Annotated in this window: 22 protein-coding genes and 1 other annotated feature; all 22 genes read right to left on the reverse strand. The window is 35.9% G+C overall.

Translation table 11 applies throughout. From position 1 onward, the window contains the following. Window positions 1–97: 97 nt before the first annotated feature. The 22 genes from GGQ92_RS02925 to deoC all read right to left on the reverse strand — a co-directional run bounded on the left by GGQ92_RS02925 (window position 98) and on the right by deoC (window position 21,818). A complete protein-coding gene (locus tag GGQ92_RS02925; RefSeq protein ID WP_184244366.1) occupies window positions 98–457 on the reverse strand; it encodes a c-type cytochrome in 360 nt (119 codons plus the stop codon). A 119-nt stretch (window positions 458–576) separates the two neighbouring features. Further along, on the reverse strand, window positions 577–1,122 hold the full coding sequence (locus GGQ92_RS02930; protein WP_184244368.1) for a hypothetical protein: 546 nt from the start codon (window positions 1,120–1,122) through the stop codon (window positions 577–579). 86 nt (window positions 1,123–1,208) lie between these two features. Further along, entirely contained in the window at window positions 1,209–2,315 is a 1,107-nt protein-coding gene (rpoD, locus tag GGQ92_RS02935) for an RNA polymerase sigma factor RpoD (protein WP_184244370.1), read from the reverse strand. 26 nt (window positions 2,316–2,341) lie between these two features. Further along, on the reverse strand, window positions 2,342–4,168 hold the full coding sequence (dnaG, locus tag GGQ92_RS02940; RefSeq protein WP_184244372.1) for a DNA primase: 1,827 nt from the start codon (window positions 4,166–4,168) through the stop codon (window positions 2,342–2,344). Window positions 4,169–4,634: 466 nt separating this feature from the next. Further along, window positions 4,635–5,456, reverse strand: a complete 822-nt coding sequence (locus GGQ92_RS02945; protein ID WP_184244374.1) for a pyruvate, water dikinase regulatory protein — start codon at window positions 5,454–5,456, stop codon at window positions 4,635–4,637. A 25-nt stretch (window positions 5,457–5,481) separates the two neighbouring features. After that, window positions 5,482–7,578, reverse strand: a complete 2,097-nt coding sequence (glyS, locus tag GGQ92_RS02950; protein WP_184244376.1) for a glycine--tRNA ligase subunit beta — start codon at window positions 7,576–7,578, stop codon at window positions 5,482–5,484. Beyond that, window positions 7,562–8,455, reverse strand: coding sequence for a glycine--tRNA ligase subunit alpha (glyQ, locus tag GGQ92_RS02955; protein ID WP_184244378.1), 894 nt, complete (start codon window positions 8,453–8,455; stop codon window positions 7,562–7,564). Before glyQ ends, glyS begins: the two co-directional genes overlap by 17 nt. A 92-nt stretch (window positions 8,456–8,547) precedes the next feature. Beyond that, window positions 8,548–8,720 (reverse strand) — a binding site (T-box leader). A 68-nt stretch (window positions 8,721–8,788) separates the two neighbouring features. Further along, complete coding sequence (gene recO, locus GGQ92_RS02960; RefSeq protein ID WP_184244380.1) at window positions 8,789–9,535, reverse strand: DNA repair protein RecO; 747 nt, start codon at window positions 9,533–9,535, stop codon at window positions 8,789–8,791. Between the two features lie 23 nt (window positions 9,536–9,558). Beyond that, complete coding sequence (locus GGQ92_RS02965) at window positions 9,559–9,702, reverse strand: YqzL family protein (RefSeq protein WP_184244383.1); 144 nt, start codon at window positions 9,700–9,702, stop codon at window positions 9,559–9,561. A gap of 106 nt (window positions 9,703–9,808) precedes the next feature. Continuing rightward, window positions 9,809–10,708 carry a GTPase Era gene (gene era / locus GGQ92_RS02970; protein WP_425486367.1) on the reverse strand — a complete coding sequence of 300 codons (900 nt, stop codon included), beginning with the start codon at window positions 10,706–10,708 and terminating at the stop codon, window positions 9,809–9,811. 341 nt (window positions 10,709–11,049) lie between these two features. Next, on the reverse strand, window positions 11,050–11,436 hold the full coding sequence (locus GGQ92_RS02975) for a diacylglycerol kinase family protein (RefSeq protein ID WP_184244386.1): 387 nt from the start codon (window positions 11,434–11,436) through the stop codon (window positions 11,050–11,052). Beyond that, window positions 11,414–11,881, reverse strand: coding sequence for an rRNA maturation RNase YbeY (ybeY, locus tag GGQ92_RS02980; protein ID WP_184244800.1), 468 nt, complete (start codon window positions 11,879–11,881; stop codon window positions 11,414–11,416). The genes GGQ92_RS02975 and ybeY overlap by 23 nt, the downstream gene beginning before the upstream one ends. Further along, window positions 11,881–14,016 (reverse strand): HD family phosphohydrolase, encoded by a 2,136-nt coding sequence (locus GGQ92_RS02985; RefSeq protein ID WP_221437201.1) that lies wholly within the window; start codon window positions 14,014–14,016, stop codon window positions 11,881–11,883. Before GGQ92_RS02985 ends, ybeY begins: the two co-directional genes overlap by 1 nt. A 39-nt stretch (window positions 14,017–14,055) precedes the next feature. After that, window positions 14,056–15,021, reverse strand: a complete 966-nt coding sequence (locus GGQ92_RS02990) for a PhoH family protein (protein WP_184244388.1) — start codon at window positions 15,019–15,021, stop codon at window positions 14,056–14,058. A 2-nt stretch (window positions 15,022–15,023) separates the two neighbouring features. After that, a complete protein-coding gene (gene yqfD / locus GGQ92_RS02995; RefSeq protein ID WP_184244390.1) occupies window positions 15,024–16,253 on the reverse strand; it encodes a sporulation protein YqfD in 1,230 nt (409 codons plus the stop codon). Continuing rightward, the gene (gene yqfC / locus GGQ92_RS03000; RefSeq protein ID WP_184244393.1) at window positions 16,250–16,561 is read right to left on the reverse strand and encodes a sporulation protein YqfC; all 312 of its coding nucleotides are present in this window, start codon (window positions 16,559–16,561) and stop codon (window positions 16,250–16,252) included. The genes yqfD and yqfC overlap by 4 nt, the downstream gene beginning before the upstream one ends. Window positions 16,562–16,931: 370 nt before the next feature. Beyond that, window positions 16,932–17,456 carry a hypothetical protein gene (locus GGQ92_RS03005; protein ID WP_184244395.1) on the reverse strand — a complete coding sequence of 175 codons (525 nt, stop codon included), beginning with the start codon at window positions 17,454–17,456 and terminating at the stop codon, window positions 16,932–16,934. 42 nt (window positions 17,457–17,498) lie between these two features. Next, on the reverse strand, window positions 17,499–18,494 hold the full coding sequence (gene floA / locus GGQ92_RS03010) for a flotillin-like protein FloA (protein WP_184244397.1): 996 nt from the start codon (window positions 18,492–18,494) through the stop codon (window positions 17,499–17,501). Between the two features lie 14 nt (window positions 18,495–18,508). Further along, window positions 18,509–19,774, reverse strand: a complete 1,266-nt coding sequence (locus GGQ92_RS03015) for an NfeD family protein (RefSeq protein ID WP_184244804.1) — start codon at window positions 19,772–19,774, stop codon at window positions 18,509–18,511. A 281-nt stretch (window positions 19,775–20,055) separates the two neighbouring features. Further along, entirely contained in the window at window positions 20,056–20,502 is a 447-nt protein-coding gene (locus tag GGQ92_RS03020; protein WP_184244399.1) for a GatB/YqeY domain-containing protein, read from the reverse strand. 15 nt (window positions 20,503–20,517) lie between these two features. Further along, a complete protein-coding gene (gene rpsU, locus GGQ92_RS03025) occupies window positions 20,518–20,694 on the reverse strand; it encodes a 30S ribosomal protein S21 (protein ID WP_184244401.1) in 177 nt (58 codons plus the stop codon). Window positions 20,695–21,143: 449 nt separating this feature from the next. Continuing rightward, on the reverse strand, window positions 21,144–21,818 hold the full coding sequence (gene deoC, locus GGQ92_RS03030) for a deoxyribose-phosphate aldolase (protein ID WP_184244403.1): 675 nt from the start codon (window positions 21,816–21,818) through the stop codon (window positions 21,144–21,146). Window positions 21,819–21,871 lie beyond the last annotated feature (53 nt).

Below are 21,871 nucleotides of genomic sequence, written 5' to 3' on the forward strand. Positions count from 1 at the left end.
TTCCTTTCTGTCGTTTAACTTCCAACTAAATTGTTAAATAAGGAAAAGAAAAGCCTTCTGCAACAATCCTACAGAAAGCTTTTTTTGGTTTATTCGGTTATTCTTGTGTTGCTAACCATTCTGCTAGCACTTGGGCTTCTTCGTTAGATACAACGCCACCTGGCATTGCTGTACCTTCAATACCATTTACAATGATATCATAAAGTTCCTCTTCAGAGAATTTACTACCTGCATCCTGTAAACCTGGAGCCGTATCAGAACCTGCAAGTTCTTGTCCATGACATCCCATACAAGATTGTGCAATTGCTTCAGGATCTAAGCTACTAACATTTTCTCCACCTTCATCGCCTTCAGCAATGTTTTGCTGCTCACTTAATCCAATAACTGAAAAAATGATAGCAGCTACTATCCCGATTACCGCAATAAGTCCAAATGGAATTAATGGATTTCTGCTCATACAACTTCCCCTCCTTACCATCTCGTTGCTAATATGTAATCTTAGTTACGTAAACCAACTCTATTTTACTCTATAAATTTAAAATATTAAAGCAAAAGGCTAATTGTTCACCTTTTTGTCTAAATTATGTCGAAAATTATAACGATGCCAATAATAATAAATACAATGATTCCTGCTATTTGCAAAGACAAATATCGACTTTTTTTCCCGACTATTATCCATATAACCGAATTTAGTAATGTCCAACCGTATATAAGTAAATTATTTTTAACATATTCATCCCCTATACTAACAGTAGCAAGAAAAAAGAGGCTGAATAAAATTAATATGGAATACGATGGTGCTAGCTTCGGATGTTTTTTATACTTTCGATGGAACATATATGCGATTACGATAGCTAGTCCACCTATCAACGATTCTAAAAAAACAACCTTGTTTGTGACAAAAAATAGTAAGGGTATTAAAAGTAAAAGCGTGTTTGCTACATACCATAATAAATAGTATGGTAATTTATCCTTTTTATCCTCTTTCATCTCATTATCAATATCTGTGTTTCCTTGAGTATAAAGGGTAAGAAGAAAATTACAATATGTTTCTGGCAGTAGCTTATGTTCTTTCCAATAGCGAATTTCCTCAATAATTATCTTTTTTCTATTTTGATCCATATTTAATTCCCCAGGTTAGCGTTTTCCTCTACCAAAAAAAGAAAAGCGGAAAGTGAAACGAACGGAACTGTTTCACTTTCAATATCTTACTCAAGAAAATCTTTAAGTCGTTTACTTCGACTTGGATGGCGTAGCTTTCTTAATGCTTTCGCTTCGATTTGTCGAATTCGCTCTCTTGTTACACCGAACACTTTACCTACCTCTTCTAGCGTGCGAGTACGCCCATCATCTAAACCAAAACGAAGGCGCAATACATTTTCTTCACGGTCTGTCAGAGTATCTAGTACATCTTCTAGCTGCTCCTTAAGAAGTTCATACGCAGCATGATCAGATGGCGAAGTAGCTTCCTGATCCTCGATAAAATCACCTAAGTGAGAGTCATCCTCTTCTCCAATTGGTGTCTCTAAGGAAACCGGTTCTTGTGCAATCTTCAAGATTTCTCGAACCTTATCAGGAGTTAAATCCATATCTTTAGCTATTTCTTCAGGTGTTGGTTCACGACCTAAGTCTTGGAGAAGTTGTCGTTGAACACGTATTAGCTTGTTTATTGTTTCTACCATATGCACAGGAATTCGAATCGTTCTAGCTTGATCCGCGATAGCACGTGTGATAGCTTGACGTATCCACCAAGTTGCGTACGTACTAAATTTAAAACCTTTACGATAATCGAACTTTTCAACTGCTTTAATCAATCCCATGTTACCTTCTTGAATCAGATCTAAAAACAGCATACCGCGACCTACATATCTCTTTGCTATACTAACAACTAGACGGAGGTTGGCTTCAGCGAGTCTTTTCTTTGCCTCTTCATTTCCTTCTTCAATACGTTTCGCTAATTCTATTTCCTCTTCTGCAGATAAAAGATCTACTCGACCAATTTCTTTTAAATACATGCGAACAGGATCATTAATTTTCACTCCTAAAGGAACACTTAAATCATCTAGATCAAATTCTTCCTCTTTGGAGAGCTCTTGCATAGAAGGATCATCCTCCGATTCACCAATTACTTCCACCCCTTGTTCGCCTAGGAACTCATAAAACTCATCAATTTGTTCTGTCTCTAGTTCATAGTGGGATAATCTATCTGCTACTTCTTCATATGCTAACACGCCTCGTTTTTTACCTATTTCAAGCAATTGTTCTTTCGCTTGGTCCAAAGTTAATTCTTCTTCCTTGGAGCGATTGTTTGCCATGAGTGCCCCCTCCTTCCAAAAACAATTCATTTATTTAAACTTTGCTTTATCTTTATTATCTCCATAGCTATTTGCGCTGCTTTTAAAGGATCTGTTTTTTCAAGTGATTTTTGCTCCTCTTTCAATCGCTTAATCTTCACTTGTTCTGTCTGCTCAGATAGTATAAGATGAATATAATCCTCTAATTCTCTGTCAGATACTTCCCAGTCCACAGGATTCATCGTTAGTTCTACAACTAAATGTTGTAAATGTTGATCCGGTAAATAAGTAATAAAATCGCTTGGGCTCGGTTCATTTCCTTCTTCATAATAGCCGTAGAGATAGGTTACAATAATTTGATGTTCTTCTAAATTAAATCTTGATCCAATTTTATTTTTTACTTTTTCTGCTATATAATGATTGGTAAGCATATAAGAAAGCAATCTACGCTCTGCATTTTGATATGCAGGTAAAATTCGTTTCGTACTAATTTGTTGATGTTGATGTTGATAACCACCATTAGTATTGCCAAACAATCGTTTGTTATCATCACTTTTTTTACTTTTTTGCATACGCTGATTAAGGTCTTCTTTCAATGAATCTAATGAAAGATTAAACTCCTCAGCCAGCTCTCTTAAGTAATAATCTCTTTCAACAGAAGTCTCAAGAAACGCAATATGCTCTAACACCTTTTCTACATACCTTAGTCGTTCACCTTCTTGACTTAATCGAAAGTCTTTTCTAAAGTAGTACATAATAAATTGCATTTCTGTCATAGACTGTTGATAAACTAATTGATGGAATGTGTCTTTACCATATTCCCGAATGTATTGATCCGGATCAAGACCGTCTGGTATTACGGTAACTTTGACATTACAGCCTGTTTTTCTTAGCAATTGGAGTGCTTTATAGGAAGCGTTAATTCCTGCCTCATCTCCGTCATAGCAGATAATAACATTATCTACATATCTTCGAAGTAATGTTGCATGAGATTCGGTTAAGGAAGTTCCTAGCGAAGCTACAGTGTTTTTCAGACCTGATTGATAAGCGATAATGACATCCGCATAGCCTTCCATAAGAATGACTTCTTCTTTTTTCCGTATTTCACTTCTTGCTTTGTCGAAGTTAAATAATAGTTTACTTTTTCGGAACAAAGAACTCTCTGGGCTGTTTAAATACTTTGGCTCTTGTCTATCCGTTAGTGATCGACCGCCAAAACCGATTGTTTTACCTAAGTGGTTCGAAATAGGGAAAATAACTCTTCCTTGAAAACGATCTACATAGTCATTCGATTCCGTCGCCTTTAACAAACCAGCTTTAACCATAATTTGCTTATGAATACCTTTTTTTTCTAAAAATTGTACGACAAAGTCTTTTACACTCGGAGAGTATCCGATTTTGAATTCATTAATAGTGTCATTTGTAAAACCACGCTCGTATAGGTATTCCTTTGCCTCTTTACCATCTTTCGTTCGGCGAAGTAAATGATGATAGAGTTTAGTAAGCCAACCATAGGCTTCCAATACGGTTTGATCCTCATGATTATTTGTTTGTTCTTGAGCATGCTCAAACTGTGGTATAGAATGACCAGATTTGTTTGCTAGATGCTGTAAAGCTTGATGAAAACTAAATCCTTCTATCTCCATGATAAATGTAATAACATTTCCACCTTTACTACAACCAAAACAATTAAAGATTTGCTTTTCTTGATTGACAGAAAAGGATGGAGTGTTTTCCGAATGAAATGGACAAAGTCCAAAATAATTACGTCCCCGTTTTTTTAATTGGACATATTCACCAACTATATCTACAACATCATTGCTACGGCGTATTTCATCAATAAGGTCGTTACTGACTTGTGTCTGACCTGACATTACCCATCACCATTCTTGCCTAGATAGTATATTGATTTTTTCGACATATTTCTCACTCAAAAGAAAAAACAAGACCGGAGGAGCTTTTCGCACTCCTCCTTTAGTAACATATTACCTCTATTCAGCCATTGTTAAACGGTTCGATTTCATGTTGGTTTATTTTAAAAAGAAGAGTGCTACATTCTCTTGAGGAATAAAAAATGTCGAAAATTAAAGTGGTGTTTGTCATATAATTTCTACACCCCTTCGTAAAAATCCTTCTTTTTACGAAAATTATTTTTGTTTCGAACCTTTTCATCTTTGATTTCCATATAAATTAAACCAAAGACATCATAATTGTGAATGAAAACAGATACTTACGAACTATTCTTACCATTTCTTTATTAAAATATGACATTCTATTAAAAACTCATACCAATACTATATCTTATCACCACATCTATCAGCTAGCAAATAAAAGACACTATTAATCTATAGAAAGATATGATTGATGTAGTTTGCTTAGAATTATGTTAGCTGTTTCTTCCACTGCTTTGTTTGTGACATCAATTACTGGACAATCTATCTTTTCAATAATTTCATCGAAAAAACGCAATTCTTCATGGATTCGTTCCATTCTTGCATAATTAGCCATGTCATTTAGCCCAAGGCTTTTTAGTCGTTCTTTACGAATAGTATTTAATTTATCGGGACTGATTCTTAACCCGATACATTTTTTCGATGAAATAGTAAACAATGTAGGATGCGGATCAACCTCTGGAACTATCGGTACATTGGCTACCTTTAATTGCTTATGCGCTAAATATTGAGACAATGGAGTTTTAGACGTTCGTGACACCCCAATAAGCACGATATCTGCTAACATTATCCCTTGAGGATCTCTTCCGTCATCGTAGCGAACAGCAAATTCAATAGCTTCCACTCGTTTAAAGTATTCCTCATCTAAGCGATGAATAAGCCCTGGTTCTTCCTTTGGCTTAGATTGAAATTTACGCTCCATCGCTTGTAATAAGGGTCCCATAATATCTACGCATTCTACGCCTTTTTGAGTTGCTTCTTGAATAAGTAAATCTCTATATTCTGGATTTACAAGTGTAAAGCAAACCATCGCGTTTAACTTGCTTGCTTGAAAAACCGTACCTAAAATTATTTCCTTATTTTCTACATATGGTATCCGGACAATTTCATATTGATCCTCCCGCATAAATTGGCTAATTGCTGCCTTCGTTACACTTTCAGCTGTTTCTCCTACGGAATCGGACACAACGTAAACAATCGATTTTGGCATACACGATTCATTCCTTTATGTTAGCTTATGCATGATTTTGCTTCCATTGGACTTTAGTGAAATCTGCAAAGTCAAGAATACTATTGGATATTTGTTTTAATAATGCAAGTCGGTTATTACGAATGCTTTCCTGTTTATCCATTACCATAATATGATCGAAGAACTCATGAATTGGTTCAACTAATTTCATCAACTGAGTGATTGCTTCTTCTACATTGAATTGTTGAAGAGCTTGATTATACTCGGGGACTATATCATTCCAAGTCGTGTATAATGCTTTTTCTTCTTTCTGTGTTAACAATGTTTCATCAATGGAATAATTCTCCTCAGCCTTCTGCGCTAAATTGATTACACGTACAAAGGCTTCTTCTTTGTTTTTAAAGGAAGGATCATTGCGTTTCTTGGATAAATATTTTCCCTTTGCAATGAGAAAGGATAATGTTTCGACTCTATGAATGAGCACAGCGTCAATAATATCCTGCTCTAATCCTGCTTCTCTCATAATATATGCCGTACGTTGATTAAAAAATGTTTTTAATTGGTCTAAAATTTCTATTTTATTCGTTTCTAGATCAATTCCAGTACTAATGATGTCAAAACTACGTTCAATGATTGTAAATAAAGGTATACTCCACTTATTTTCCTTCATAATTTCTAAAATTCCGATGGCTTGTCGTCGTAAAGCGTATGGGTCTTGGGATCCAGTCGGGATTAAGCCAACAGTAAAACATCCTACAATGGTATCTATCTTATCTGCAATACTTAATATTGCGCCAGTTGTTGTCTCAGGTAGTTGGCCGTGAGACTGTGTAGGCATATAATGTTCCTCAATTGCTTTTGCTACTTCCTCATCTTCCCCAGCCAGTAGAGCATACTGATGTCCCATCGTACCTTGAAGTTCTGTAAATTCGTCGACCATATTTGTTACTAGATCGAATTTTGAGATAGTCGCCGCTCTAGTTACTTTTTTAACTGTCTCTTCACTTACATTTAGCTGGGACGCTACTAATTCTGCAATTTGTTTCGTTCGGTTCACTTTATCGGCAATCGTACCTAGCTTCTCTTGGAAAATAATTTTCTCCAGCTTTATTAAGTTATCTTGTATTGATTGCTTTTGATCTTCTTCGTAGAAAAACTGTGCATCCTTTAAACGTGCACGTAGTACTTTTTCATTTCCCTTCGATACATTTTGAATATGATCATCGTTTCCATTACGAACAAAAATAAAATATGGTAGTAGATCTCCCTCTGCATTCTCCACAGGAAAATATCGCTGATGCTCCCTCATTGAAGTAATTAATACCTCTTTAGGTAAGGAGAGAAACTCCTCATTGAATTCGCCATAATAAGTTGTCGGGTATTCTACTAAATTCGTTACTTCATCTAGAAGGTTTTCGTCAATTTTTATTCTCCAATCCTTGTCTTCTTGTAATTTTTCGGTTTGCTGAAGAATTTGATTTTTACGAATGCTACTATCCACAATAACGTATTGATCTTTTAACAGTTGTTCGTAGTCAAGAGCATGTGATAATTCTATTTTCCCACCTAGGAAACGATGTCCGTATGTCACATTACTTGTTGATACATCCGTAATTTCAAATGGTATTACTTCATCATCCTTTAATGCTACAAGCCATTTGATCGGACGAATAAAGCGAAAACTGTGATTTTTCCAGCGCATCGTCTTTGGAAATGTTAATTGCATAATAATCTGCTTAAAATCAGGAAGTAATTCATCTTGTGTTTTACCTTTTGTATACTTCTTTACGAATACATAATTTGTACCATTTACTTCTTTAAAATAAATGTCATCGACTGATTTTCCTTGTCCTTTAGAGAAACCAATTGCGGCTTTTGACCAATTTCCAGCTTCATCTTTTGCAATTTTTTCAGCTGGACCTTTTACCTCTTCTTCTTGGTCATCTTGTTTCAATTGTAATTCTTGAATTTGAATTGCAATTCGCCTAGGAGTAATAAAGGTTTTTATGTTTTTATAAGATAACTGAATTTCTTCTAACCATTGTTGTGTTTTTTCTTTCATTTGTACTTCTGTTTCGTTCATATATCGTGCTGGCATTTCTTCTAAACCGACTTCAAATAAAACATTAGATGTTTGCGTCATTTCTTTGGTCTCCTTTCAGCATCGGATAGCCTAATCTTTCTCGCTCATCTACATATAACTTAGATATTTCTCGAGCAAGGTTTCTTACTCTGCCAATATATCCAGTTCGTTCAGTAACCGATATAACCCCTTTTGCATCAAGTAAATTAAATGTATGGGAACATTTTAAAACATAATCGTAGCTTGGGAAAACCAGACCTTTCTCCATCGTTCGTTTTGCTTCTTTCTCATACGTATTGAAAAGATTAAACAGCATGTCAGTATCTGATTCGTCGAACGTATAAGTAGAATGCTCATATTCCGGTTGGTAAAAAATATCGTGAACCGTTACCCCATCCGTCCATTCTAGATCAAATACATTCTCTTTATCTTGAATATATGAAGCCAATCTTTCGATTCCGTAAGTTATTTCGACAGATACAGGATTTGCTTCTAGACCCCCTATTTGCTGAAAATAGGTAAATTGAGTTATTTCCATTCCGTCTAGCCATACTTCCCATCCTAGCCCTGCTGCACCAAGTGTTGGGTTCTCCCAGTTATCCTCTACAAAACGAATATCATGTTCTAAAGGATTGATCCCTAGCTTGCGTAAAGATTCTAAATAGAGATCTTGTATATTGTCAGGAGACGGCTTCATAATTACTTGGAATTGATGATGTTGATACAATCTATTTGGATTTTGACCGTAACGGCCATCCGCTGGCCTTCTTGAAGGCTCAACATAGGCAACATTCCAAGGCTCTGGCCCTAGACTTCTTAATAGAGTCATCGGCGACATTGTTCCTGCGCCTTTTTCTGTATCATAGGCTTGCATTAGGATACAGTTCTGCTCAGACCAATGTTGTTGTAACGTAAGTATCATATTTTGGATATTCATTGGTATTACCTCCATAAAATTGATAATTGTTTGAATCCTAATAAACTTTATTTTTCAAATAAAAAGCCGTCCCTATGTGTCGATAATAAACACATAGGGACGGCAAGACCGCGGTTCCACCCTAATTGTTATTTTCATAAGAAAATAACCACTTTCTTCATCTTTGCTCGAGAGTGCCTTCTACTTAATCTCATGCCTGGCTTTCACCATCCCAGACTCTCTACAATGAGGCATTAAGCATACTATTCTCTGTCAACGCAACATATTTGATTCTAATAATACATATTAAGTAATGTAAGCAGAAAAGTCAATGTATTGGTTCTTTTCTATGTTTTACTCTTTTAATTTATTCATCTGCTGTAGAAAACGTTTGGATTTTAAATGAAATCCACCATATTGTTCATAATAATCGTCCATGATTTTTCGTATTACTTGTTTATTGCTCGGCTTAATAGAAATATTTCCAACTTGACGAATATGTACCATCGAGAAAATCTGTAACAACTTAGCAATCTTCTCTGATATAGAAATTGCATGGACGTCAATATGGCGACAACGCGAACATAGTAAACCACCTTCTTGGATAGAGAATGCAGCGTAAGGTTGATTGTTTCCACAATTCGTACATTGATGAACAATTGGAGAAAATCCTGCGACTTCATACATCTTCCATTCAAACATAGAGGCAAGAATCTCTGGATCTTGTCCGGATTCCATACGTGTCATGGCTTCTAGCAATTCTTCCATTAAACCAGGGTAGTACTTTTTTTGATCAGTAAATTTATCCGTCATTTCTACCATATAGCTTGCATAAGCCGTTAGAAAAATATCTTCTCTAATTTTCCTATGAGAGTGAATGACATCCCCTTGTTGAATCGTACCTAACCCTGATCCTGTCTGTATTAAAAAGCTCCCATGAATAAAAGGCTGCGTAATAGCAGCCATTCTACTTCTTGTTTTTTTCGCTCCTCGAGCAATAGCACCAATTTTACCCATTTCCCGAGTAAGCAATGTGACAATTTTATGAGTTTCTCCATAATCCTGTGTTCTTAGTATGAAGCCTTCTATTTTTTGAAACATTAGCTTCACCCTTCTTTATACGATTACAATCGATGGTCTTCGAATAACTCTTGGCCATCCATATGATCTTGATATAATTGTTCTTCAGTATCTTCCATCTCTTTCATTAACAAGTACGCTTCAATATTACCAGTTTGACTGAATATTTTCCATGGTATATCGGTCACAACAAACATCACCTTTCATTATGGTTGATTGAAATTGTGCTCATTAATAGATTCACCAAAAAAATCAGTTACATGACTAATAATATTTACCATGTATTAGTACTAATTAATACTCATCTTCTTTAAAGCCATATTCCTGAAGATGGAAACTTTTATTTCGCCAATTTTCTTGTACTTTTACCCAAAGCTCTAAATAAATCTTAGACCCTAATAACAATTCAATGTCTTTTCTTGCTCGGGTACCAATTTCTTTTAACATCTTACCTTGTTTACCAATGATAATTCCTTTTTGTGATTTACGTTCTACTACAATAGATGCTTGTACTAGTACTTTCTCATCTTCTTTTTTCCTTATTTGTTCGATAACTACCGCAACAGAATGCGGGATTTCTTCTCTTGTTAGATGAAGTACTTTCTCTCGAATTAATTCACTAATAATAAATCGTTCTGGATGATCGGTTATTTGATCTTCTGGATAATATTGCGGACCCTCCGGTAAGTACTCAGCTAGGACATTCATAAAGTGATCGACATTATTACCTTCTAACGCGGATATTGGAACGATTTCCTTAAAAGAATATTTGCTCTTGTATTCCTCAATTAATGGTAGTAAATCATCCGGGTGAATTAAATCAATTTTATTAATGACTAAAAAAACAGGCTTTTGAATGGATTGGAGAAGTTCAATAATATACTGATCTCCTTTTCCGTATCCCTCTTCTGCATTAATCATAAACATAACAGCATCCACGCCATTTAAAGCGTTCTCAGCAACTTTGACCATGAAATCGCCTAATTTGTGTTTAGGTTTATGGATACCAGGTGTATCGATGAAAATAATCTGTTTCTCATTATCTGTATATACACCTTGAATTTTGTTCCGTGTTGTTTGAGCTTTATCACTCATAATCGCAATTTTTTGACCTATAACTCTATTCATAAAAGTTGATTTACCAACATTAGGGCGACCTACTATAGCTATAAAGCCGGATTTATACTCTGTCATATTCATTCCTCCAGTTAAGCTGCATGCTGTCTGTTTTGTATGTATAGCATACTATATTTTCATTTAAAATTCATACTTTCGACAAAACTAGTGATAAAGTTATGCATTATTACACATCGTTGTTTAATTCACTAATAACTTGTCTTTAGTTATTTTAATTCGTTTCATTCCCTTTATTCTAAAAAATGAAACAATGTTCTAATATCGGAGCAACGCTTCTTTTATTTTTTAAAAATTGTTCACTATACTAGGAAAGCTTTAATTACTACGTAGGCACCACAAAAAAACTTAGTATTCCTTCCTATATTCTTATGATTAAATAAAAGAATACAGTAAAAATACTAAGTCAGGAAAGCTATGAACTTTGGTAAAAATAAAAGCAATCCGATAACGAACGCAACAATGGATAGCAGTAGAACACTCGAAGCAGCTATGTCTTTCGCTATCTTTATCTCACTCGAGCGTTCTGGTGCTACATAATCAAGCGCATGCTCCAATGCTGTATTCACTAGTTCCATGCCTATTACCATTGCTATCGTCAATAATAATATCATCCACTCCATAACGGATAGCTTCAAAACAAACGCAAGTATTATTGCTATAACAGTAGCAGTAATATGAACTTTCATATTACGCTCTGTTTTAATGGATTCAATCAGCCCATTTAGGGCATATCGAAGGCCTATATCATACCAACGTTTCTTCCTACCTTTTGAGCCCGAATTCATGAAGTATCTCCTCTTGTCTGCTGAACATTTTCTTTTCATCTTCGTCACTCATATGATCATAACCAAGAAGATGTAGAAATCCATGGACAGTCAAAAAAGCTAATTCTCTATTAAAAGAATGATTGTATGTCTCCGCCTGTTCCTTCGCCTTATCTACAGATACAATGATGTCGCCAAGCATACGAGGAATCTCGTTTCCTTCTATGGAATAATTATCTTCCCCTTCTTCTAAAGCGAATGATAACACATCAGTCGGTTGATCTATTTGGCGATATTCTTTGTTTAAACGATGTATTTCTTCATCACTTACAAATGAGATGGATACTTCTGCATCTTTTGGTATCTCTTCCATATTGGAAGCAAGCTGAAGTACATTTAATAATAATTCTTGTTGCTCTTTAGTAATATCGCCAGTTTCATCTAAGAAGTCAATATGCATGTTTATCACGCCTCTTTCATTTTTTTGTCCTCTGAAGGATATTGTATACGAGAATGATAAATACCTTTTAACGTTTCACAAATGACTGATTTTACAGTATCTAACTCACTTAGTGTCAAAGAACTTTCATTTAACTGTCCATCATTGATTCGTTCATAAAAGATAGACGATACAATTTCTTCAATTTTTTCCTGTTCAGGATTTTCCAATGAACGAACAGCTGCTTCAACGGAGTCACAAAGTGATACAATAGCAGCTTCCTTCGTTTTTGGTCTTGGACCTTCATAACGAAAATCTTCTTCATAAACTAGCGTATGCGTTTCTTTCGCTTTGTAGTAAAAATACTTTAATAAAGAAGTGCCGTGATGTTGTAATGCAACATCTACAATCTCTTGAGGCATCTTTTCCTGCTTTAATAAATCTGCACTGTCCTTTGGATGCTCCAAAATAATTTCTGCACTTTGGTAAGGGTCAAGATAGTCATGAGGATTTTTTTTACCCATTTGATTTTCAATAAAATAATGTGGTCTCTTCGTTTTACCTAAGTCATGATAATACGCAGCAACACGAGCGAGTAAACCATTTGCTCCAATCGATTCACATGCCGCCTCACTGAGATTTGCTACCATAATACTGTGGTGATAAGTCCCAGGTGCCTCTACCAAAAGTTTTCGTAACAGTGGTTGATTTGGACTGGATAAACTAAGTAAACGAGAATCTGACAAAATGCCTAATCCAGTTTCGAAAAATGGTAACATACCAATTGTAAGAACCGTTGCTAGCACGGCTGATAAAAGGCCATATCCACTAAAGATTAAATAATCATTCCAACTGTATTTTTCGTAAGACAGGAGTAGGAATAAGCACACTGTCCCTATATTAACTACTGCTGTCCATAAACCGGAATAGATAACAGATGATTTATCACGTACCATGGATAAGAAGTAAGTACTAGCAAACTGAGAGAAAATTAAAAACGTTCCGGCTTCCATGTTAAGTAAACCAGGAATATTAGAATTAAATATAACGCTTCCCACTAAACCATATAAAACTGCCATTACCAATGCTAGCCTTCTGTTAGTCAACATTGTGATTAGCATCGATATTACTGCTATAGGTGTAACAAAATATACAGGATTAATTGGTGTTACATATAAGCTAACTAATTTCATCATACCTACCGCAACCGCAGATAAAATAACAAGTACAGTTAATAAAGGAATCGTTACTTGCTTGTTTTGTTGTAGTTCTAAAACGATGATTAAAGCCATAAGTATTACTAGAAGAGCTAATCCAAATATAGGGAAGATATTGCCTTCCTCATTAAGTAGTCCCGTTAAATCGAGTTGATCATAGATGTCCGTCGTAATTAACTGACCATCCTCCACAATTACCTCTCCAGCACGAATCATAACGGGCTCTACGCTGTCCCTTGCGCGTTTTTGCGCTTCATTTGTTTTATCAGCAGAGAAAAAAGAATTAGCTTCGACACTAAATTCTACAATAGGTGACAGATTCTCTACAAACGTGTCATCAAGGGTAGAAAAGCTTAAACGTTGTTTTACTGTGTTGATTGCTGAGTCAACTTCGTCTGCTTTAATCCCTGTATGATATAAGTCATTTAGAGCAGTAGTCAATAATTCTTTTGCTAGAATTCTTTCATCCTTACTCGCTTGAAAAAGTTCCTTAAAGGTACTATTTTCAATGGATACAACAAGGTCTTGATGTATAATATTATTCAAGTGATTAATTTTCTCTTCGACAGTGTTTAACTCTACTTCACTATCTTCCGTATTGCTACTCTCTATTTCTTCGATTGCTTCAAAAATTTCTTGTACGTAGCCGAGTTGCTCATCTGCAATATCAAGAGACACATCGTAATGTTCTTCGACAGATTGAACAACTTCCCGTATTCGTCGATCGGTTTCTTTTGTATTCTCTACCGTAATTGGCGAGCGAATCGTTTCTGGTGCAATCGTGTATTTTTCGATGTCATATGTTTCTGCCGCTATATGTTGATAGCAAGCGGCAAAGAAAATTCCTGCAATTATAACAGCAAAGAATATGTTTCGAATATAGGTGTATTGTAAGACTTTCTTCCAAGTATTATGCGACTTTTTGTACCATGTTTTTAGCTTCAAGTAGCTCAACCCCTGTTCTAGGAAAAACGCAGCGTATAATTAATCTTCTTGCTTACCTTCATATGCTTGAATAACTTGTTGAACAATTGGATGTCGGACAACATCTGATTGTTTTAGATGTACAATACCAATCCCCTGAATGGACGATAACTTCTCTTTAGCTTCTATTAAACCCGAGAAAACGCCCTTAGGCAAGTCAATTTGCGTAATATCTCCTGTTATAACCATTTTCGAACCAAAGCCTAACCTGGTTAAGAACATTTTCATTTGAGCTGTTGTAGTATTCTGTGCTTCATCTAATATGACGAAAGCGTCGTCCAACGTTCGTCCACGCATATAAGCAAGCGGAGCAATTTCAATGGTACCCCGCTCGATTAATCGTAGCGTATGTTCCGACCCTAAAACATCGTGTAGAGCATCATAGAGGGGTCTTAAATAAGGGTCGACTTTTTCTTTTAAGTCACCAGGTAAAAAACCGAGACTTTCTCCAGCTTCTACTGCTGGTCTTGTCAGTATAATACGTTTTACTTTTCCATTTTTGAGTGCATGTACTGCCATCACAACCGCTAAATATGTTTTACCTGTTCCTGCTGGTCCAATACCAAAAACGAGGTCATTTTGTTTTATTGCTTGCAAGTAATTTCTTTGTCCTAATGTCTTTACTCGAATCGGTTTGCCTTGTGCATTTTTTGTGATTTCGTCTTCAAAAAGTGTATCTAATTGATTGATTTTGCCTTGCCTTACTAAATTAGCAGCGTATATGACATCCCGCTCTGTTATAGAGATACCTTTCCGTATGACAGTTAATAAAGCCTCAATTAATGCTTCTGTTTGTTCAACTGCTAGTTTATCACCTTTTAGACTTACTTTTTCGCCTCTAGTAACTAAATTTACTTCCATAAGCTGTTCGATTTGCTTTAAATGCCTATCTTCTGTACCAAACAGCTTTAAAGTTTCATTTGCATCTTCGAATTCGAAGTTCATGATCTTTAACTCTTCTGACATACTCAGTCTCCTTGATTAATAGGTTGTCTTTTTGCGATATTTTCTAACACAGTATAGTATAGAGTTATTTTTACTTTACCATTCTCTTCTCTTTCGTGCAAAACTTTTTCCTCTAATATTTCCGCATCCTTAGGCAAGTTTCTTAGGAGTTGAATTTGGGCTTGTTTTTTAGCAAATTCTCTAGCTTCCTCTACTGTACGTTTTTCTAATTTAGACTCTCTTTCATAATTCATTTCCTTTATCCAAGTTATAGGTAGCTTCCACTTCAGAAAATAAATATCTTTTTCTTCAATGTCTTGATGTACGTCCTCAAAAGGAGTCGACAAGCTAAAAATCGGAATTTTCCACTTGAAAACTTTTACATAATTTCTTTTTTTGTATTCACCAGTAAGAGTGGAATAATTTTCTTCTAAAGGAATCTCAATTTCGCTTCTATACCATACCTTGGCAATTACTTCTCCTTTAGCAGAAGTAAGCGTGCGTTTCTTTTCTTCCTTTTTATCATTCTCCTCATCATCCGTTTGCTCATTTTCTTCATTCCCCATTATTCCCGATATAAGCCTGTCCCCTTTTGCTACTACATCATTTGGTTTAACTAATGGTTGGCCGTTCTCTGCATATATATCAGCAATGACACCTTCCTTATTAGCAACGATATGAGCAGGGCCTAGCTCTTCCTCTTTTTCTACAATGGTTTTCTCCACACCTTCTAAATGAAAGGCACTGCCTTGTTTATTTACTCCGATCCATAACAATTCTGGAATATCCTCTAATAATTGTTTCTGTATTTCTAAGGGAGAAGCAACATTCCATTGAAAATTTCCTATCGTTACCCCATAGGTTTGTAGCTTGTCCGTCACTTTTTTTTCCATTTCATTATCTAATCCGACAATATCGATTCGCCAAATAACATTAGATAAAAAGAAAATGGAAAGAAAGGCTAAAAAAACACCTATCATAAAAGGCTTCTGTTTCGATAAGGATTGTAGTTGAAATGGTAAGCCGAATTTATTTTTGAAATATATTTTATAGATTGTTCTTCGTTTAAGCTGTCGTAACAAAGGTACGTCATTTTTTAAAATTCTACCTGTACACGTTTGTGAATCTTGCTTGATAATGTCCCATGTTTTTATACCGTTTCTTGCACATAATTCAAAAAATCGTTCTGGATAATCCCCTTTTACTTTCACAACTACATAACCTGCTAACCAATTTTTTCGATTTCCTCTCATAGCCCCTCCTCTCCCTGATGCTTCGATTCTACTGGTTCATATCGTACATCAGAAATATCACCTTCTAATAAAATTTCGTGTTCTAACATCATTTTTAGCACAAAATTTTTCCCTGTAATATGAACACGTCCTTGATAAACATCGAGAACTAGTTTGTCATTGGAAAACACGACCAGTCCATCATGATTTTCAATATACGCGTGGATAGATCCTATTAAAGTAATTCGGGGGAGTTTTAATGTCACTTCGGAAGGAAGCTCAAATGATCGAGAAAACACCTCGATTATTTTCTTTTTTATTTTCTTCACTCCGCAACCCTCCTTATATGTTCATTGTATGAGAATTCCGTTAATTAAGAACATAGAATTTCCTTTCCAAAAGAGAAAGCATAGGGTAAATATCTCTGTATTGGTGTGCAGTTACTGTATAGGTTAAACCTATGAATATGCCATATAAAAAAATTCGTTAATTTGTGTGGATGTAACGTTTTTAAGAGGATGGAATAGAGGGGTTGCTACTGATTAGTAGTTACTACAAGCTACGAATAAATAGAATTATTAAGTACCTTCGACACTACGCATGCTGCTTTAGCTTGACATTCAACCGTTCTTTCTATAATCAAAAAGAAACGGAACAAATTCATAAATGAATCGTTCCGTTTCTCTTATTAACATCTAATTAATTTACTCTGTTAGTTCGTTTGTTAGACAACGATTTAGGCGGAGCAAGAACTTCTGACATAATGATTGCTTCTCTTATACCACTTTTCGTTAAGGATTGCCTAATAGACATTGTTGATTTATCGTTAGTTGAGTTTCTAGTTCGTGATTTTAGCTGAATTGGTTGATCCTGTTTACTTTCACCTAAATCACTAATCGGCTGTGAGCTAGTAATATCCTTTTTCAGCATTTCCATTTGCTTATTAAATTGATCCTCAGCTCTTTCCATCTCCTGTGTAGAAGCCGTATATGTCTCTTGTTGCTTTGTTTCTTGTTGCTTTGTTTCTTGTTGCTTTGTTTCTTGTGATGTATTCATTGCCGTTCTTCTTGGTTCTGTGTTATTTATTGGGCGTTCTTGTTGATTTCTCCGTGATTGTGGAATCGGAGTTGGCGTCTCCATATTCTCATCTTTATTATTTTTGGAACCAATTAGTCCGAAAACTATTGCTAAGATGGGAAATAATAGAGCGAAAATTCCTTCCATATTAATCACCCTCTCTTTAGCGAGGTGCAATTTGCATTACTATTAATTGTCTTCATCTTGTTCATCTTTAGATAACTTACTAATCGAATCACGCATATCAGTATCAGCATTGATATTCTGATATTGTAAATAATCCATTACACCCATTTTACCGGAGCGTAATGCTTCCGCTAATGCAAGTGGTACATCCGCTTCTGCTTCCACAACTTTCGCGCGCATCTCTTGTACTTTCGCAACCATTTCCTGCTCATGCGCTACAGCCATTGCACGACGTTCTTCTGCCTTCGCCTGTGCAATATTTTTATCTGCTTCAGCTTGATCTGTTTGAAGAATTGCTCCAATGTTCTTACCGATATCCACGTCTGCAATATCGATTGACAAGATTTCGAAAGCAGTCCCTGCGTCAAGTCCACGATTTAATACGTTATGTGAAATCGAATCTGGATTTTCTAAGACATCTTTATGATGTTCTGCACTACCGATTGTACTAACTACACCTTCACCAACACGGGCAATAACAGTTTCTTCACCCGCACCACCAACAAGGCGATCAATATTTGCTCGAACAGTTATTCTAGCCTTTGCTTTTACTTCAATACCATTCATAGAAATACCAGAAATAAATGGAGTTTCAATTACTTTTGGATTTACACTCATCTGAACTGCTTCTAATACATCACGACCAGCTAAGTCAATGGCCGCACATCTTTCAAAGCTTAATCCAATATTGGCACGTTGTGCAGCAATTAAAGCATTTACAACTCGATCAACATTTCCACCTGCAAGAAAATGACTCTCTAATTGATTTGTTGTAACATCGATACCAGCTTTATGTGCTTTAATTAATGGATTAATAACTCGAGAAGGTACTACCCTTCTTAAACGCATACCTACTAACGTAAAGATACTAACCCTAACACCCGCTGCTAATGCACTAATCCAGAGCATTACTGGGATAAACGTAAATAATATAGCTAGTGCAATAACGATTAGTCCGATAATAATAATCGGTACAATGAATTCTAATTCTGATTCCATTTTATTTCCTCCTTTTAGTCGTTTGCTTCACGAACTACTACCCGTGAACCTTCTGTTTTAACAATTTTGACATCAACATCGGCAGATATATAAGCACCCTCCGAAACAACATCTAATCGTTCACCATCAAATATGGCTGTACCCGCAGGTCGTAACGGGGTAACTGTTTTGCCTTCCTTTCCAATAAGATCTAAGCGATTCACATTGGATATATACCCGCCTTCCGTTGTTGTTGCTTCTCTCAAAATAACATGTCGAAAAATTCCTTTTTCCAATCCAATTGTTTTAAACAGGATAACGGAAACAATAATTGTTAAGACAAGTGCAATTGCAATACTCATCGACATATGGCCTACATCGTCTGTCGTCATGAAAAGTGATCCTACAATTGCACCTATCCCAATGAACCCTAAAATACCTCCAGGGGCAAATACTTCTATCACCAGAAGTATAATACCTACAACTAATAGAATAAGCGCTTCATAACCCGCTAGTCCGGCGACAAAGTGGCCATAAAAATAAAGTATGAGAGAAGCTAATCCAATAGATCCTGGCAATCCGAATCCTGGCGAATATAATTCTACCACCAGTCCAATACTTGCTAAGGAGAGCAAGATTGGCACAACAATAGGATCCGTAAGAAAACGTGCAATACTCTCTGCTGCAGTCGTTTCCATTTCGACTATCTCAGCATTCGACAGTCCTAGTTGGTGCAACAACTCAGTACGATGTGGGACGATTCCTTCCGCATAATCTACTTCTACAGCACTACTAGCATCCAATGTTAATAATTTACCTTTATCAGCTCCGAAGTCTGGTAAATCAACTTCTGGATCAGCCATCGCTTCTGCATAGATTGGGTCTCGCTGTTTAGAAGTAGCAGCTCCTCTCATGGCAGCAATCCACGCTGATTGTGATTTATCGTCAGCAGCATTACCGTCACCGGTTATCACTTGACTCGCTCCCATACTCGCCTGGGGTGTAAGGTAAATGTTATCTGTATTTAAAGCTATGTACGAACCGGCCGAGAGTGCTTTAACGGTGACAAAGGAAGTAGTCTCTGCGTCTAAATTTTGTAGGATTGCACCTATTTCAAGTGCAGCATCTACCCTACCACCTGGTGTATTGATTTCAAATATGATGTGGTCAGCATTAGCCTGAATTGCTTCGTCTGTACTTCTTCGTATAAATGCTTCCAATCCACGTTCAACATTATCTTCAATTGGTATGATATATACCAGCTTTCCATCGCCATTATCCTCTGCAACTATCTCATTCATAACCAATGATAGAAAAAGCAAAGGGACTAGCAAAAGAATCCGAAAGAAACGAGCCAATATCTCCCCCCCTTTTTTTATGTTATATTTGTTAATACGTATGGAATCGCAGCAAGGTTTCAAATTTTAGTGTAACACAATTTCATAAATAGCGCGAAAATATATCGGCTCTTTATTACTAGTTCTGTGCTCAACATAGTAAAATATAAATATATTATGAACATAGTTATTTCATATATGCAAAAATCCTTAACCATTAAATGGTTAAGGATTTTATGTCAACATTAAGATAAATGTTTTTGGACGAGTTGATTCACTTTATTTCCATCTGCCTTACCTTTTACTTTAGGCATCAACGCGCCCATTACTTTACCCATGTCTTTTTTAGATTCAGCTTGCACTTCCTCTATCGTTTGCTGAACAATTTGCTCGAGTTCTTCATCAGAGAGTTGTTCAGGCATATATGCTTGTATAACTTCAATCTCTTCATGCAGCTTATCGACTAAATCTTGACGTCCAGCTTCTTCAAATTCCTGGAGGGAATCCTTACGCTGTTTTAGCTCTCTAGCTAGTACAGTTAATTCTTCATCTTCAGATAATGAATCTTTTTTAAATTTAATAGCTTCATTTTGGAAAGCTGCTTTTACCATTCGAATGGTACCTAGCTTTAGCTTATCCTTATCCTTCATGGCTTGTTTCATGTCCAGATTTAACTGCTCTGTAACTGCCATCAGACTACACCCTCTTTAAAATTTACGCTTTCTAGCTGCATCAGATTTTTTCTTACGACGTACACTAGGTTTCTCATAAAATTCACGCTTACGGTATTCACTTAATGTACCAGATTTAGATACACTACGTTTAAAGCGACGAAGAGCATCATCAAGAGACTCGTTTTTACGAACGCGAGTTGTGTTAGACATGCTAATTTCCCTCCCTCCGAAGCATAAGACCAAATTATGCTGCATATGTATGATCACATATGTCTATTTGCCATTATAATATACGTTTTTTATGAGGTCAACTGTTTTTCTTTCCATATCGGCAAGCGATTATGAATGTTTGAGATTCTTGGATAAAATCCATTTGCTCTATCTATGTAATCGATACATTCCATAATTTATTTTTAAAAATACGCAAAACAACAACATAGAAAACGACATATTGATAGATTTGTATCCAATGTTCGTTTTCTATATCGCTTCACTTATATACTTATCTTTCTCCTAAATATTTCCCATTCGTTACTTTATTTTAGGATTAACACGAAGAATCGTTCCACAAGGATCCGAAATCCAAAAACCATCTGATTTTTCGTGTAACTCAATTTCATCTCTTCGATTGATTTGATTTTCAGCTAAATATGTGGCTGTTAATAGTCCGTTTTTGACTCTAAGCCGTTTAATATATCTACACCTGCACTGGCTCCAAGTCTAGATGCCCCTGCTTCTATCATTTGTAAGGCATCATCTAAATTACGTACGCCTCCTGAAGCCTTAATTTGCAAATCACTCCCGACAACTCGATGCATTAATTGCACATCTTCTACTGTGGCACCCCCACCTGCAAAACCAGTTGATGTTTTAACAAAATCAGCACCAGCTTCCTGGGACAGTTTACAAGCTATCTCTTTCTCTTCATTTGTTAATAATGTTGTTTCAATGATCACTTTAACAATAATATCCTTACCAGCTGCTTTCTTCACTTGTTCTATATCATTTTTTACATAGTCCGTGTTACCTGATTTCAATTGTCCAATAGCTATCACCATATCTATTTCATTTGCACCATTCTCAATTGCTTGTTTTGCTTCGAAAACTTTTGCCTCTGTTGTCGTAGCTCCTAAAGGAAAACCTATAACCGTACATACTTTTACTTCTGTACCTTGCAATTGTTCGCTCGCATACTTCACCCATGATGGATTGATACAAACGGAAGCAAATCGATATTCTTTTGCTTCTTTAAGTAATTGATCGATTTGTGATTTCGTAGTTTCTGGCTTTAATAATGTATGATCAATCATTTTTGCTATCTCTTGAGTATTCATTAGCTTACCTCCAAATATTTTTTTGCGAATAGCGTGGGGATTTAATATAAAAA

This window comes from Gracilibacillus halotolerans (assembly GCF_014206945.1).
Lineage (GTDB): Bacteria > Bacillota > Bacilli > Bacillales > Amphibacillaceae > Gracilibacillus > Gracilibacillus halotolerans.